Annotated in this window: 12 protein-coding genes; 7 read left to right on the top strand and 5 right to left on the bottom strand. The window is 71.1% G+C overall.

Features of this window, described 5'->3' with window-relative positions:
- Positions 1–28: 28 nt before the first annotated feature.
- Positions 29–637: a TetR/AcrR family transcriptional regulator gene (locus J3486_RS08710; protein ID WP_207819570.1), complete on the top strand. Its 609-nt coding sequence runs from the start codon at positions 29–31 to the stop codon at positions 635–637.
- Positions 638–700: 63 nt separating this feature from the next.
- Here the strand turns inward: J3486_RS08710 and J3486_RS08705 are convergent, their stop codons facing one another.
- Positions 701–1,333, bottom strand: a complete 633-nt coding sequence (locus J3486_RS08705; RefSeq protein WP_207819569.1) for a TetR/AcrR family transcriptional regulator — start codon at positions 1,331–1,333, stop codon at positions 701–703.
- A gap of 227 nt (positions 1,334–1,560) precedes the next feature.
- Here J3486_RS08705 and J3486_RS44655 point away from each other — a divergent pair, with 227 nt between their 5' ends.
- Positions 1,561–3,873 carry a glycoside hydrolase family 3 C-terminal domain-containing protein gene (locus J3486_RS44655; RefSeq protein WP_207819726.1) on the top strand — a complete coding sequence of 771 codons (2,313 nt, stop codon included), beginning with the start codon at positions 1,561–1,563 and terminating at the stop codon, positions 3,871–3,873.
- A gap of 21 nt (positions 3,874–3,894) precedes the next feature.
- Here J3486_RS44655 and J3486_RS08695 read toward each other — a convergent pair whose 3' ends face one another.
- A complete protein-coding gene (locus J3486_RS08695; protein ID WP_207819568.1) occupies positions 3,895–4,821 on the bottom strand; it encodes a formylglycine-generating enzyme family protein in 927 nt (308 codons plus the stop codon).
- 87 nt (positions 4,822–4,908) lie between these two features.
- Between J3486_RS08695 and J3486_RS08690 the strand changes: the two genes are divergently transcribed.
- The 3 genes from J3486_RS08690 to J3486_RS08680 all read left to right on the top strand — a co-directional run bounded on the left by J3486_RS08690 (position 4,909) and on the right by J3486_RS08680 (position 8,697).
- On the top strand, positions 4,909–5,478 hold the full coding sequence (locus J3486_RS08690) for a PadR family transcriptional regulator (RefSeq protein ID WP_207819567.1): 570 nt from the start codon (positions 4,909–4,911) through the stop codon (positions 5,476–5,478).
- Positions 5,475–7,238 carry a sulfatase gene (locus J3486_RS08685; protein ID WP_207819566.1) on the top strand — a complete coding sequence of 588 codons (1,764 nt, stop codon included), beginning with the start codon at positions 5,475–5,477 and terminating at the stop codon, positions 7,236–7,238. Before J3486_RS08690 ends, J3486_RS08685 begins: the two co-directional genes overlap by 4 nt.
- 115 nt (positions 7,239–7,353) lie before the next feature.
- Positions 7,354–8,697, top strand: coding sequence for an MFS transporter (locus J3486_RS08680; RefSeq protein ID WP_207819565.1), 1,344 nt, complete (start codon positions 7,354–7,356; stop codon positions 8,695–8,697).
- A 329-nt stretch (positions 8,698–9,026) separates the two neighbouring features.
- Here J3486_RS08680 and J3486_RS08675 read toward each other — a convergent pair whose 3' ends face one another.
- Positions 9,027–10,166, bottom strand: a complete 1,140-nt coding sequence (locus J3486_RS08675) for a magnesium and cobalt transport protein CorA (RefSeq protein WP_207819564.1) — start codon at positions 10,164–10,166, stop codon at positions 9,027–9,029.
- Positions 10,167–10,302: 136 nt separating this feature from the next.
- Between J3486_RS08675 and J3486_RS08670 the strand changes: the two genes are divergently transcribed.
- Positions 10,303–11,430 carry a winged helix DNA-binding domain-containing protein gene (locus tag J3486_RS08670; protein ID WP_207819563.1) on the top strand — a complete coding sequence of 376 codons (1,128 nt, stop codon included), beginning with the start codon at positions 10,303–10,305 and terminating at the stop codon, positions 11,428–11,430.
- A gap of 19 nt (positions 11,431–11,449) precedes the next feature.
- On the opposite strand, the gene J3486_RS08665 is transcribed toward J3486_RS08670, so the two are convergent.
- Positions 11,450–12,094: a LysE family translocator gene (locus J3486_RS08665; RefSeq protein WP_207819562.1), complete on the bottom strand. Its 645-nt coding sequence runs from the start codon at positions 12,092–12,094 to the stop codon at positions 11,450–11,452.
- Positions 12,095–12,210: 116 nt separating this feature from the next.
- Positions 12,211–13,044, bottom strand: coding sequence for a LuxR C-terminal-related transcriptional regulator (locus tag J3486_RS08660; RefSeq protein ID WP_307804734.1), 834 nt, complete (start codon positions 13,042–13,044; stop codon positions 12,211–12,213).
- A 137-nt stretch (positions 13,045–13,181) separates the two neighbouring features.
- Between J3486_RS08660 and J3486_RS08655 the strand changes: the two genes are divergently transcribed.
- Entirely contained in the window at positions 13,182–14,723 is a 1,542-nt protein-coding gene (locus J3486_RS08655; protein ID WP_207819561.1) for an AMP-binding protein, read from the top strand.
- Positions 14,724–14,744 lie beyond the last annotated feature (21 nt).

Here is a 14,744-nt window from a genome sequence, read left to right as displayed (position 1 = left end):
GCGATAGCAAGAGGGTGAAGGGGGCGGCGTGGCCGCTAAGAAGGGCAGCAGCAAGGAGACCCGCCGGGCCGAGCTGGGCAGGGCGGTGGAGCGCGCGCTGGTGGCGCGCGGCCTTGAGGGGCTGCGGCTGCGCGATGTCGCGGAGGAGGCCGGGGTCACGCCTGCCGCGGTGCTCTACTACGGCGACCTGGACGCGCTGGTCCACGCGGCCTATCAGCAGGCCATCGAGCGCTACAGCCAGGAACGCGAACGCGCCGCGAGTCGCTTCGACGACGCCCGGGACCAGCTGGAGGCCTGCATCGAGGGTGGGGTCGCGAGCGGGCCCGACGACACGCTGACCCGGCTGCTCTTCGAGTACTGGCCGCGCTGCCTGCGCGACGCCAAGGCCGCCGCCCTCGACAGTGCGCTGACGGAGCGCCAGATCGCCGTGTACTCGGGAGTCCTGGTCCTGGGGCAGGCCCAGGGGCACTTCGCGTTGCAGGATCCGCCGCGTCTGCTCGCCGCCAGCTTCGTCGCGATGGAGGACGGCTATCAGATGGAGATCCTCGCGGGCCGCCGCTCCCGCACCGAAGTGATCGCCGCGCTGCGCGCCTACGCCCGCGCGGTCACGGGGTACGACGCGGCCGGCCGTGCCTGACGCGGTCCGCAGGAGCGCCTGGTCCGACCGGCTGCGCGGGCCGCTCCCGCAGTGGATTCCCGGTTACGCGGGTGGACGCGCCGCGATCGGGGGAGTGGGCGCCGCCAGGAGCGTCCGCCAGACGCGCCGAACGTGGTCCGCCATGTCGATGCCGGGGTCGCTCAGCCATTGGAGCTGGATCCCGTCGGATGCCGCGACGAGGGCCGAGGCGATGAAGTGCGGGTCGAGCCCGGAGCTCACCCGCCCGGCCCGCTGCTCGGCCGTGAGGTGCTCGGTGATCGTGGCGCGCAGCAGGGCGAAGCGGTCCCGGAAGTACGTGTGCGCCGGGTGTGCGGGGTCGGTCGAGGCCGCGGCGAGAGTGACGTAGAGGCGGACCCGGGCGGAGTGGGCGGCGTTCACCGTCAGGGCGCGCGCCAGGAACTCGCCCGGATCGCGTACGGCCTCCCGTTCGCGTACGGCCTCCGGATCGTGGAAGCGCGCCTCGGCCGCTCGGTCGCTGGCGCGCAGGACCTCGGTCAGCAGATGGTCCTTGGACTCGAAGTAGTGCATCAGCCCGGTCAGGCTGATCCGGCTCTCCTTAGCGACGGTGCGCAGCGTGGTGTTCCGCTCGCCCTCGCGGCCGAAGACCTCAAGGGTGACCCGGAGGATCTCCTCCCGCTTCGCGACCCCCTTGGGGTAGGAGCTTCTGGCTGTCACGCGGCCACCCTACTTCCGTCCGCGCGGACCCTTGCCCGTAAAAACAGTACGCCGTACTGTTTCTCGCCGGTCGCGGATGAGGCCGCGGGAGACGCCGGCCTTCCGGGCCGGGCGCCTTCCGGCAAGCAGCTCCCCTCGCCCCGGCACCCGGCCACCCCCCTCCGCACGCACCCCCTGGAGAGCCCGTGAACAGCCCGCTCGAACCGGCACCGACGTCCGACGACACCATGGCGCGCCTGAGCACCGCCGAGAAGGCAGCCCTGACGACCGGCGCGGACTGGTGGCGCACCACCGCGCTCGCGGAGGCCGGGATCCCGGCCGTCCGGCTCGCCGACGGACCGCATGGACTGCGGCTGCAGAACGACGCGCCCAACGACGCGCACCACGACGCGCCCAACGACGCGCCCAACGACGCGCACCACGACCACCTGGGCATCGGCGGCAGCGCTCCCGCCACCTGCTTCCCGCCCGCCGTCACCCTCGCGTGCACGTGGGACAGTGAACTGGCGGAGCGGGTCGGTGGCGCGCTGGCCCGCGAGTGCCTCGCGCACGGGGTACAGGTGCTGCTCGGTCCCGGCGTGAACATCAAGCGCAGCCCGCTGTGCGGCCGCAACTTCGAGTACTTCTCCGAGGACCCGCTGCTCAGCGGCGCCCTGGGGGCGGCCTGGGTCAACGGTCTCCAGGCACAGGGGGTCGGCGCCTCGGTCAAGCACTTCGCCGCGAACAACCAGGAGACCGGCCGCATGTCGGTCAGTGCCGACATCGACGTACGCACCCTGCGCGAGATCTACCTGCCGGCCTTCCGTCGCGTCGTGACCGAGGCGCGGCCCTGGACGGTCATGTGCGCCTATAACCGTGTCAACGGGATCCACGCCTCGCAGCACCCCTGGCTCCTGACCGATGTGCTGCGCGGCGAGTGGGGCTACGACGGTGTGGTCGTCTCCGACTGGGGCGCCGTCGTGGACCGGGTGCGGGCGCTGGCCGCCGGGCTCGACCTGGAGATGCCGTCCTCCTCCGGTGCCGGACCCGCCCGGGTCGTCGCAGCCGTCGAGTCCGGAGAGCTCGACGAGGAGACGCTGGACCGCAGCGCCGCACGCGTGGCCGCACTCGCCCGCAAGGCCGCCGCGTGCACCCGGCTCGACGCCGCCTTCGACCCCGCCGCCCACCACGACCTGGCCCGCGAGGTCGCCGCGCGCGGCGCCGTCCTGCTCAAGAACGACCGCGGGGTCCTTCCCCTTGACCCCTCGGCGCCTCAACGCATCGCGGTCATCGGCGAGTTCGCGCGTACGCCCCGCTATCAGGGCGAGGGCAGTTCCCGTGTCACCCCGACCCGGCTCGACGACGCGCTGACCGCGATCACCGATGCCGCGCCCGCGTCACAGGTCACCTTCGCGCCCGGTTTCCCGGTCGACGCCCCGGAGACCGACGCGAGCCCGCTGCGGGAGGAGGCCGTCCGCGCGGCGCGGACGGCGCACGTGGCCGTACTCTTCCTCGGTCTCCCGCCGAGCCACGAGGCCGAGGGATACGACCGTGACCACCTCGAACTCCCGCCCGAGCAGACCCAGTTGCTCGACGCCGTCGTCGCGGCCAACCCGAACACCGTCGTGGTCCTCGCCGGTGGCGGGGTCGTCCGCCTGGCCGGATGGATCGACGACGTACCGGCCGTCCTGGCGTGCTGGCTGTCCGGCCAGGCGGGCGGCTCGGCCACCGCCGACCTCCTGTTCGGCCGGGCCAACCCGTCGGGCCGCCTCGCGGAGACCGTCCCGCTGCGTCTGGCCGACACCCCCGCCTACCTGGCCTGGCCGGGCGAGAACGGCCATGTCGCCTACGGCGAGGGCCTGTTCGTCGGCTACCGCCACTACGACGCCCGCGACCTGGACGTCTCCTTTCCCTTCGGGCACGGCCTGTCCTACACCACCTTCGACTACGCCGACCTGCGAACAGCCCACGACAGTGAGGGTTTCGACGTCACGGTGGCGGTCACCAACACCGGCGAACGGGCCGGTCACGAGGTCGTCCAGGTGTACGTCGCCGCCCCGGGTTCCCGCGTCAGGCGCCCGGTACGGGAACTGAAGGGCTTCGCCACCGTGCGGCTCGCGCCCGGTCAGACCCGGGATGTCACGGTGCGGATCACCCGCGCCGACCTCGCGTACTTCGACACCGCGGCCGACGCCTGGCTCGTGGAGGGCCTCGATCACCGTATCGACGTCGGCGCCTCCAGCCGGGACATCCGGCTGACCACGACCGTCGCCGTCGAGGGCGATGACCGTACCGCCCTGCCGGATGCGGAGTCGACGCTCGCGGAGTGGCTCGCCCACCCGGTGGGCGGCCCGGCCGTCGAGGTGCTGCTGAGCCGGGTCCGGGCCGCCATGGGGGAGGCGTACCCGGAGGAAGGAAGTTCCCGGCACCGCATGGTGGCCGGTCTGCGCCTCAGCCAGCTCGCCCAGCTTCCGGTGGTCCCCCTCGGCCACGACGACGTACGGGAGCTCGTCGAGGCCGTGCGGTCGGCCGCCGGCGCAGGCGGGCGCGGGACCTGCTGATGCCGGGGCGGCGCCCCCCGGTCATGCGCTGACCGTACGGAATCCGCAGTTGCCGCTGCTGGAGGCGGGTGTGTTGGCCGACCGGGCGGCGACCCGGTAGCGGTCGCAGTAGGAGGCGTGGCACAGGTACGAGCCGCCGCGCATGACGCGGCGCTCCCCGTCACGGGGGCCCTGCGGATCGACGGTGGGGGAGTGCGCGTAGAAGTCCGGAGCGAACCAGTCCGCGCACCACTCCCACACGTTCCCGGCGACCTCGTACAGGCCGAAGCCATTGGGTGGATACGTGCGGACGGGAGCGGTCGCCAGCCAGCCGTCCTCGCCGGTCTTGGCGTAGGGGAACCGGCCCTGCCAGATGTTGCACAACCACCGCCCTCCGGGGGTGAGTTCATCGCCCCAGGCGTAGCGGCGACCGTCCAGACCGCCGCGGGCCGCGTACTCCCATTCGGCTTCCGTGGGCAGGCGGCGGCCCGCCCAGCCGCAGTAGGCCATGGCGTCTTCCCAGGCCACGTGCACCACGGGGTGGTCCGGCTCCGCCGCGGACAGCGGACCGTGGGGGTGGCGCCAGTCGGCTCCGCGGACGTCGAGCCACCACGGGACGGCCGGATCGGCTCCGACGATGTCCGCCCTCTCGGCGGCGACCGCCAGGTGGAACACCGCCGAGCTGCGCTCCCGCTCGGCGACGGTCACATACGCGGTGTCCTCGACGAAGGACGCGAACATCGCGACGGTCACCGCGGTCACGTCGATGGCGAAGGGCGTGACACGCACCGCGTGCACAGGGCTCTCGCCGTCCGCCGCGAACCCCTCGTCGAAGGCGTCGCCCATCAGGAACTCGCCGCCGGAAAGCAGGACTTGATCGTGTTCGGGCGGGACGGCGGCCCGCCCGGGGCGCATGCCACCCGAGCAGGTCCGGGTGACCGGCGTGCAACAACCCATTGACGTCTCCATGACGCGAGTATATGAATTCGCACATAGGTGAAGTTGCGCATAGAAGAAGTTGTACACAACAGCGCTCGTCCCGAGGAGCCCGCGCCCGTGAAGTTCGAGTACGTCCTGCTGGGTCTCCTGACCCGTCGCCCCTACAGCGGCTACGACCTGCGCAAGTGGCTGGAGACCGAAGGGCAGTTCCTGTGGGCGCGAGCCCACCACAGCCAGATCTATCGCAAGCTCGCCCAGATGGAGGCCGACGGCTGGGTCCGCCACGAGGTCGACGCGCGCGAGGGCCGCCCCGACGCCAAGGTGTACCGGCTCACGGAGCGCGGCCACGAGGTCCTCCTGGAGTGGGTGCGTTCGCCCTACGAACCGCCGAGCCGCTTCCAGGAGATCGACTTCATCGCCCGCTTCAGCGTCACGGGGCCGCTCGACAAGGCGGCGGCGATCCGGCTCGTCGAGACCGAACTCGCCCACCGCCGCAAGCAGATCGCCGAGAACCGGAACCGGGACCGCACCTTGCACTACGAGGACCCGGCACCCGGACTCGACCAGGACCTCGACCTGCAGATCCACAACGCGCTGCACCGCCTCGGGGCGGCGGCCATGGACCGCTGGGTCGCCTGGCTGGAAGAGACCCGGGAGAGCCTGACCGAAGGGAAGCCCGTCCGATGAAGGCCATCATGGTCATGTTCGACAGCCTCAACCGGCACATGCTGCCGCCCTACGGGGCCGACTGGACCCACGCGCCGAACTTCGCCCGGCTCGCCGAGCGGGCCGTCACCTTCGACAACGCGTACGCGGGGTCCATGCCCTGCATGCCGGCCCGCCGCGAGATCCACACCGGGCGGCACAACTTCCTGCACCGCAGCTGGGGGCCGTTGGAGCCGTTCGACGACTCCATGCCGGAACTGCTCAAGCAGAACGGCGTCTACACCCACCTCGTCAGCGACCACCCGCACTACTGGGAGGACGGCGGCGCCACCTACCACGGCCGCTACAACACCTGGGAGTTCTTCCGCGGCCAGGAGGGCGACCCGTGGAAGGGGCAGGTCACCGACCCCGTCATACCGGAGGACCTGAAGAAGGTCCGCTTCGGCGCCTACCGCCAGGACTGGGTGAACCGCCCCCACATGGCGACCGAGGACCGGCATCCGCAGACCCTCACCTTCGACGCCGGACTCGACTTCATCCGCACCAACCGGGAAGCCGACCGGTGGTTCGTGCAGATCGAGACCTTCGACCCGCACGAGCCGTTCTTCAGCCACCAGCCGTACAAGGACCTCTACCCGCACGACTACGAGGGCCCGCACTTCGACTGGCCCGACTACAAGCGGGTCGTGGAGAGCGACGACCAGGTCGCGCACGGCCGGTTCGAGTACGCGGCCCTCCTGTCGATGTGCGACCACTCCCTGGGCCGCGTCCTGGACACCATGGACGAGCTGGAGCTGTGGGACGACACGCTGCTGATCGTCTGCACCGACCACGGCCTGCTGCTCGGCGAGAAGGGCTGGTGGGGCAAGAGCGTCCAGCCGTGGTTCAACGAACTCGTCCATCTGCCGCTCTTCGCCTGGGACCCACGCGCCGCCACCGCCGGAGCGCGGCGCGAGGCACTCGTGCAGACCATCGACCTGGCCCCGACGTTCCTGGAGTTCTTCGGCATCGACCGCCCGCGCGACATGCGGGGCGAGCCGCTGCCGATCGCCGAGGACACCCCCGTACGGGAGGCCGGCCTGTTCGGCATCCACGGCGGGCACGTCAACGTCACCGACGGCCGGTACGTCTACATGCGGGCACCCGCCTCACCCGACAACGCGCCCCTGTTCGAGCACACCTTGATGCCGACCCACATGCGGGGCCGCTTCTCACCCGCCGAACTCTCGGACATCGAACTGGCCGAGCCGTTCACCTTCACCAAGAACGTCCGCACCGTGCGTGTGCCGGGCCGCACCCTGGTCAACCCCTACCACCACGGCACGCTCCTCTTCGACCTGGAGACCGACCCCGAACAGAACTCGCCCCTGGTCGACGACGCCGTCGAACTGCGCATGGCCGCCTTGATGGTGGAGCTGATGCGGGCCGAGGACGCGCCGCCCAGCCAGTACGAACGCCTCGGACTGCCCGCCGAAGGCTCGGTGACCGAGAAGCACCTGCTGGTCCGCTCCCAGCGGGAACAGGCGGAGCGGGCCGGCCTGCCACTGCCCCGCGCCGAGGACTACCCCGAGGGACGCCTCTCCCTGCGTACGCCGCTCAAGGCGCTGCTCTCCGACCCGGTGGCCGTCGAAGTGCTGCGCAGGCACCTGCCCGGCGTCGTCGACTCCGAGCTGCTGCAGATGCTGGGCCCCACACCGCTCATCGACGTCGCCGCGATGGCAGGAGCGATGTTCCCCGTGCCGGGTCTGCGCCACGTCGCCGAAGAACTCGCCCAACTCTGATTCCTTCACGGCCTGTTGAGCCGGTGACGGGGTTGCCGCCCCGTCACCGGCAGTCGGCCTTCCCCTTCCCCGCAGATCTCCCGCCAAGAAAATCGCAGAGAAATGAGAGGGCACGATGACCGAGCTTAGCCAGAGCACCGTCATGCCCACGACCGAGGTCCAGGTCAAAGGACGCTGGCGACAGCTGTCCCTGCTCGGCGGCACCATGCTGGTCGACAGCACCGAGGCGAGCCTCGTCAGCAGCCTGTTCCCGCTGATCCGGCAGTCCCTCGGGGTCTCGCTCGGCGCGCTGGGCGTCCTCACCGCCTCCGGCAAGATCGTGGGTGCGTTCACCGGGCCCTTCTGGGTGTGGGCCGCGCAGCGCTGGTCGCGCAAGAGCGTCCTGGTCGTGGCCACCGGGCTGTGGGGAGTCTGGGGCGTGGCCGCGGGCTTCTCGCAGAACTTCGCCCAACTCCTCGTCCTCTACACCGTCCTGGCGGCCGGCTACGCCGCCGCGCACCCCATCATCACCGAGCTGATCGGCGACCTCTTCGGCGGATCGACCCGGGGCCGCGCGGTCGGTGTGGTCTACGGCGCGGTCTCGCTGGTCAGCGCCGTCATCGGCCCGCTCAAGGGGCAACTGGCCGGCGTCGACGAGGGCTGGCGCTGGGGCCTGTGGGGCATCGGCGCCTTCAACATCGTGCTCGGCATCGCCCTGTGGATCTGGTTCCGCGACCCGGGCCGGGGAGCGGCCGAGCGGCAGCTGGCCGACCTCGACCGCGCCACACGCGACGCCCACTCGAAGCTCACCTGGCACAAGGCGCTCTCCCTGCTCAAGATCCGCAGCCTGGTCCTCCTCCTCGTCTCCCGGCTCCTCTCGGGCCACCTCCTGGTGGGCACCTTCGGCGTGGTCTTCCTGGTGGACGTGTACGGCTTCAGCACGCAGAAGGCGGCGATCGTGCTGCTGCCCTTCGGCATCGGCTACTTCCTCGGCACGCTCCTCGGCGGCGTCCTGGCCGACTGGGCCACCCGGCGCAGCCCGCGCCACGGACTCGTCGCGGTCCTCCAAGCGGCCCAGATCGTCTTCGCGCTCGTCGCCTTCTTCGGCACCCAGTTCGACTACGGCAGCATCGGCCTGTTCGGCCTCTTCTTCGCTCTCATGGGCGCCACGCAGGGGGTCAACCCCAGCGTCAACCGCCCCATGGTCATGGCCATCACCCCACCCGAGCTGCGAGGCGCCGCCTTCGCGCTGTACGTCTCCATCTTCGAGGCGATCGCCTGGGCGGCGTTCAGTCTCGGTGCCGGCTTCCTCGGCGACGCCCTCGGCCTGCGCACGGTCTTCCTGTGGGCCCTCGTGATCCTCATGCTGATCAACGGCGCGTTCCTGACGCTCCTCTACCTCCCGTACGCCGACGACGTGGCCCGCGTCCAGAGGGAGCTGCAGGCCCGACGTGATCAGGCGCTTGGGCGCAGCACTTGATCTGGCAGTTCGAGATGCGCGACACCGAAGCCCACGTCGTACGTCGCGAGGTATCGGGGTCTGACGCGGGCTCGGGTGACCCTGGCGAACAGGGAGGCCATGCGGGTTTGCTCCGCCGGTCGGACGGCTTGGAGTGGCATTCGATTCTCCCCGGATTCTCCCCAGCACCGAGAAGCAGCTAAAAGGCCAGGTCAGAGGCTTAGTTCCGGCAGGGCGAGGAGATCACCCGCATCACTTCTCCCCAGGGGCTCCCCGGGGCAGATTCGGAGCCGGTCTGTGACCGATGCGAGAGCAAATGCCAGAGAGGAGCTTGGCTCGGCAAGGGGTGCTCAGAGCCAGTCCCGCCGCTTGAAAATCACGTACAAACTGACACAGACAACCCCCATCAGGCCGATCGCAAAGGGGTATCCGAAGCTCCAGCCCAGCTCCGGCATGTTCTCGAAGTTCATGCCGTAGATAGTTCCCACGAGTGTGGGAGCAAAGAGAATCGCCGCCCAGCTCGAAATCTTCTTGATCTCCTCGTTCTGCTCGAACCCCGCCTCCGCGAGCGCCCGCATCTCCGCGTTCTGCTGCTGGGTCACCAGCGTCGCGTTCACCGTGAGGATGTCGGTCAAGGCCTGGCGGAAACCGTCCACGCGTTCGCTGGTGTGGGTGACGTGGTCGGCGACGTCGCGGAGATAGCGCTGGAGTTCCTCGTCCGTGCCGTACTTCGCGAAGCCCGCCATCAGACCGTGCAGCATGCCGACCAGGGGGCGGGTGGCGCGCTGGAACTCGACCATCTCGCGGGAGAGTTCATAGATGCGGCGGGAGACCTCGGGGGCGCCGGAGAAGACCTCCGTCTCGATCTCGTCGATGTCGTTCTGGACGCCGTCGACGACCGGCGCGTACCCGTCCACGACCGCGTCCAGGATCGCGTACAGCACCGCCTCCGGGCCCAGCTTGAGCAGGTCGGGGGTCGCCTCCATACGGCGGCGCACCGCCGACAGGTCGGGGGCCGCGCCGTGCCGGACCGTGATCACGAAATCCGCGCCGACGAACACGTGCAGCTCGCCGAAGTCGACCTCCTCGGGCCCGTCCAGATAACGGGCCGCACGCAGCACGACGAAGAGGGTCTCGCCGTACCGCTCCAGCTTCGGGCGCTGATGCGCCTCCATCGCGTCCTCGACCGCGAGCTCGTGCAGATCGAACTCGGCCGCCAGCGACTTGAGTTCGGCCTCCGTGGGACGGGCCAGACCGATCCACGCCATCGTGCGCGGCCGCTCGCGCAACTGGCGGTACGTGTCCGTCAGGGTGGGCGGGCTCGCCACCCGCACTCCGTCCCGGTACAGCGCCGCGTGCACCACGCTGTCCGGCGCCGGGTCCTGCGCGGTGGTCGGCTCGGTGGCGGACGGGGCGGGTGTCGCGGCCGACGAGCGAGGGTCCGCGCCCCGGCGCCAGGTGTAGCGGCGTCCATTCTGCCGTCGCGGCATCGCCGCCTCCTTCTGGTCCGGCCCGTCGCGGGATCCCGGGTGCATGTTCGAGAGGCAGCGTAGCCAGCGGAACCCGTCCTCCCGCGCACCGGCATCGCGGACAGTGGCTGACCGCATCCCCGGATACCGTCCCCCTATGACGACGCAGCCGATGACCGTACGCGCACTGGGCCGGGCCACCCTCGCGCGGCAACTCCTGCTCCGCCGCAGCCCGATGAAGACCGAGGAGGCTCTCACCCACCTGCTCGGGCTGCAGGCCCAGGAGGTCCGCCCGCCCTACCTCGCGCTCGCCGCCCGGCTCGACGGCTTCACCCCCGCCGACCTCTCCGACGCCCTGGAGTCGCGGCGCGCTGCCCGCCTGGTCACGATGCGCTCCACGATCCATCTGCACACGGCGCAGGACTGCATGACGCTGCGTCCGCTGGTGCAGCCCGCCCGGGAACGGGAACTGCGCATGTTCCGCAAGGGGCTCCTCGGCGTCGACCTCGACCGGCTGAAAGCCCTCACCCGTACGTACGTGGAGGAGGAGCCGCGCACCCCGAAGCAGATCCGTGAACTGCTCCTCGCCGAGTGGCCCGACGCCGACCCGCAGTCCCTCTCGATCGCCGCCCGCTGCGCACTGCCGCTCGTCCAGGCCACCCCGCGCGGACTGTGGCGGCGCAGCGGCGGCGTCCGGCTGACCACCGCCGAGCACTGGCTGGACCGGCCGGTCGCCGAGGACGCCACGGATGCCGGCGAGGCGTCCGCGCCCGCACCCGACGCGACCGTCCTGCGCTATCTCGGCGCGTTCGGCCCCGCCTCTGTGAAGGACTTCCAGCAGTGGTCCGGGCTCACCCGTACCAAGGCCGCCTTCGACCGGCTGCGCCCGCAGCTCGTGACCTTCCGCGACGAGCACGGCGTGGAACTGTTCGACCTGCCCGACGCCCCGCGCCCAGACGAGGACACTCCGGCCCCGCCGCGCCTCCTCGCCGAGTTCGACAACCTCCTCCTCTCGCACGCCGACCGCACCCGGGTCGTCCACGCGGCGGACCGGGGCCGCAACTGGCAGGTGAACACCGCCTACTTGACGTTCCTCGTCGACGGGATGCTCGCCGGACTGTGGACGCTCAAGGAATCGGACGCGGGGAGCGTCCTCACCCTCGAACCCTTCGGCCGGCTCGGCCGCGCCCAGCGCGAGGAACTCGTCGCCGAAGCGGAGCACACCGCCGCCGTCCTGGAGGCCCCGGGCCCGGTCCGCGTCGACTTCGGCACCGTCCGCACCTAGGACGGGCCCGCCGTCGGGCTCAGTCCGCCCGGCCCGTCACCGCCACCGTCACCCCGAGACCGATCAGCGCGAAGCCGCCCGTCCCGCCGATCATCGAAAGTCGCCGGTCCGAACGCGCGAACCAGTTCCGCGCCGCCGACGCCGTCAGCCCCCACAGCGTGTCCGTGACCAGGCCGATGGAGATCGGTATCAGCCCCAACAGCAGCATCTGGAGCGGCACATGACCCGCGTCATGGTTCACGAACTGCGGAAGCACGGCCGCGAAGAAGACGATGCCTTTGGGATTGGTGGCGCCCACGAGGATCCCGTCGAGCACCGTGCGTCCTGTGCTCCGCGCAGGTCGCGCCGGGCCCTGTATGTCCGACACCTTCATGTCGCGCCGGTGCCGGAACGCCTGGATGCCGAGACAGACGAGGTACGCCGCGCCCGCCAGCTTCACCGCGACGAACAGCTCCGCCGAGCGCGCCACCAGCGCCCCGACCCCGAGGGCCACCGCGAGCACCAGCAGATACGAGCCGACGACATTGCCCAGCGCCGTCGCCACCGCCGTGCGTCTGCCGTGCGCGAGCGCCCGCCCGATCACGAACAGCACGCTCGGCCCCGGAATCACGATCACCAGCAGCGACATCGCCGCGAACGCCAGACACCGCTCCGTCGACACCATGGACCCACCCCCACTGCACCCGCACGTCTCGGGATGCCATCCCACCATCCCCTCGTACGCCATTGAAGACCACGGCACTGACAACCAGGCGGGGAGCCGGACCTCGTGGACAGGATCTAGGGCAACAGCCCCGAACGCCGCGCCACCACCACGGCCTCGCCCCGGGTGCGCGCCCCCAGTTTCCGCATCGCCGAGCGCAGATACCCCTTGACCGTCTCCGGGCGAAGACCGAGCCGCTGCGCCGCCACCGCGTTCGTCGCCCCCGTCGCCACCCACGTCAGCACGTCGGTCTCGCGGGGCGTCAGCGTCACGTCCGACTCCCGCCCGGCCGGCGCGGTCGCCGACGCCAACCGGCCGCACACCGCCATCAGTTCGGCACGCAGCGCCGGGTCGACGATCCTCGGGGCGAGCGCCCGCAGCGCCCCGTGCGCCTCCCGGACCTCCTCCCAGGCGCCGGACCCCTCGGCCGCGGGCGCCGTCGCCGCGGGCAGCAGGGCCTGCGCCTCGTCCCGCGCGAGGAGCGCCTGTTCCACGTCGCGGGCCGCCGCCATGGCCGCGTTCAGCACCCGGTCGCCCAGCGGCTGCGCGGTGCGCAGGGCCCCGTACAGCACACCGCGCACCCGGCGGCGTACGACGACGGGCACGGCGAGCACCGAGCGCAGGCCCTCGGCGGCGACCGCGGAGTCGTACTCGTGGCTGATGTGCCGGGAGCCGTGGTAGTCGCTGACGGCACAGGCGCGGGCCAGCGAGAGCGTCTTGCCGCCGAGCCCGTTGCCCGCGGCCACCGCGAGGCCGCGCAGCGCGTGGGTCGCCGCGCCACTGAGCTCGCCGATGCGCAGCTGTCCGGAACCCGCGGCGAGCCCGCCGAACGCGACGGGCAGACCGGTGCCCCGACGCAGCCGGACCAGCGCCGCACGCATCTCCACCGCATCGGAGGTCTTCGCGCTCACCCTCGATCCCCTCGCTGTGCCCTGTTCACCCCCGTTCGGGGGTGGTGAGATCCGCGTCACGGACTACACGATGTCAGACACGGTCCGCAAGGATCGCGCGCGTTGCGCCGCGGTCACCCAGGGAGCAGGAGAGAACGATGCGTGTTCCGATGACGATCAGCGACTTCTTGGACCGGGCCGAACTGGGGTTCGCCCGGAGCCCCGGCGTGATCGACGAACCGGCCCAGCCCGCGGCGCCGGTGCCCACCTCCACGTACGGGCGGCTCGGCGAACGCGTGCGCGCGTGGCAGGCGGGTCTGGACGCGCTCGGCGTGGGGGAGGGCGAGCGGGTCGCGGTGCTCAGCCACAACTCGGCCCGGATGCTGGAGCTGCTGTTCGCGATCCCGATGAGCGGGCGGATCTGCGTGCCGATCAACTTCCGGCTGAAGGCGGAGGAGATCGAGTACGTGGTGCGCCAGAGCGGCGCGTCGGTGCTCCTGGTCGACCCGGAGGTCCAGGAGATCAGCGCGAACGCCAAGACGGACCACCGGTTCGTGCTCGGCGAGCAGACCGAGAACGAGCTGATGCGGTTCGGTGTGGAGCCGCGCCCGTGGTCGGCGCCGGACGAGGACGCCACCGCCACCATCAACTACACGTCCGGAACGACCGCGCGCCCCAAGGGCGTTCAGCTCACCCACCGCAACATCTGGGTGAACGGGCTGACCTTCGGGCTGCACACGCGCGCGTGGGAGCGCGATGTCTACATGCACACGCTGCCGATGTTCCACTGCAACGGCTGGGGCATGCCGTTCGTCGCGGCCGGGCTCGGCATGAAGCAGGTCGTGCTGCGCAAGGTCGACGGGGCGGAGATCCTGCGCCGCGTGGACGAGCACGGCGTGACGCTGATGTGCGGCGCGCCCGCCGTATGGAACGCCGTCCTGGACGCGGCGGCCACCTGGGACGGTGCGGTCCCCGGCCGTGACCGGGTACGCCTGGTGTGCGCGGGCGCCCCGCCGCCGAGCCGCATGATCCAGCGCGTGGAGGAGGAACTGGGCTGGGAGTTCACGCAGATCTACGGCCTGACGGAGACCTCCCCGGTGCTGACGTTCAACCGCGCCCGCCCGGAGGACGCCCAGCTGCCCGCCGAGGAGCGGGCCCGCAAGCTGTCCCGCGCCGGTCTGCCCGCGCTCGGCGTGAAGCTGAGGATCGCCGACTCGGGTGAGGTGCTGGCCCGCTCCAACGTCGTCCTCGACGGCTACTGGGAGAAGCCGGAGGAGACCGAGGCCGCCCTGGAGGGCGACTGGTTCCACACCGGCGACGGCGGCTCGCTCGACCCGGCCGACGGGCACCTCGTGATCTCCGACCGCAAGAAGGACGTCATCATCACCGGCGGCGAGAACGTCTCGTCGATCGAGGTCGAGGACACCATCTTCAGCCACCCCGCGGTCGCCGAGGTCGCGGTGATCGGGGTCCCGGACACCAAGTGGGGCGAGACGATCAAGGCCCTGGTGGTGCTCACGGAGGGCGCCTCCGTGACGGAGGCCGAGATCATCGCGTACTGCAAGGAGCGCGTGGCGGGCTACAAGGCGCCCACGAGCGTCGAGTTCCGGGACGTCATCCCGCGCACCGCGACCGGAAAGATCCAGAAGTTCAAGCTGCGGGAGCCGTACTGGGAGGGCCGGGACCGGGGCGTCAACTGACCCGTTCCGCTCCCCTCCGGC

It is taken from the genome of Streptomyces sp. VRA16 Mangrove soil, from assembly GCF_017377775.1.
Taxonomy (GTDB): domain Bacteria; phylum Actinomycetota; class Actinomycetes; order Streptomycetales; family Streptomycetaceae; genus Streptomyces.
This window is presented reverse-complemented; position numbering and strand designations above follow the sequence as displayed.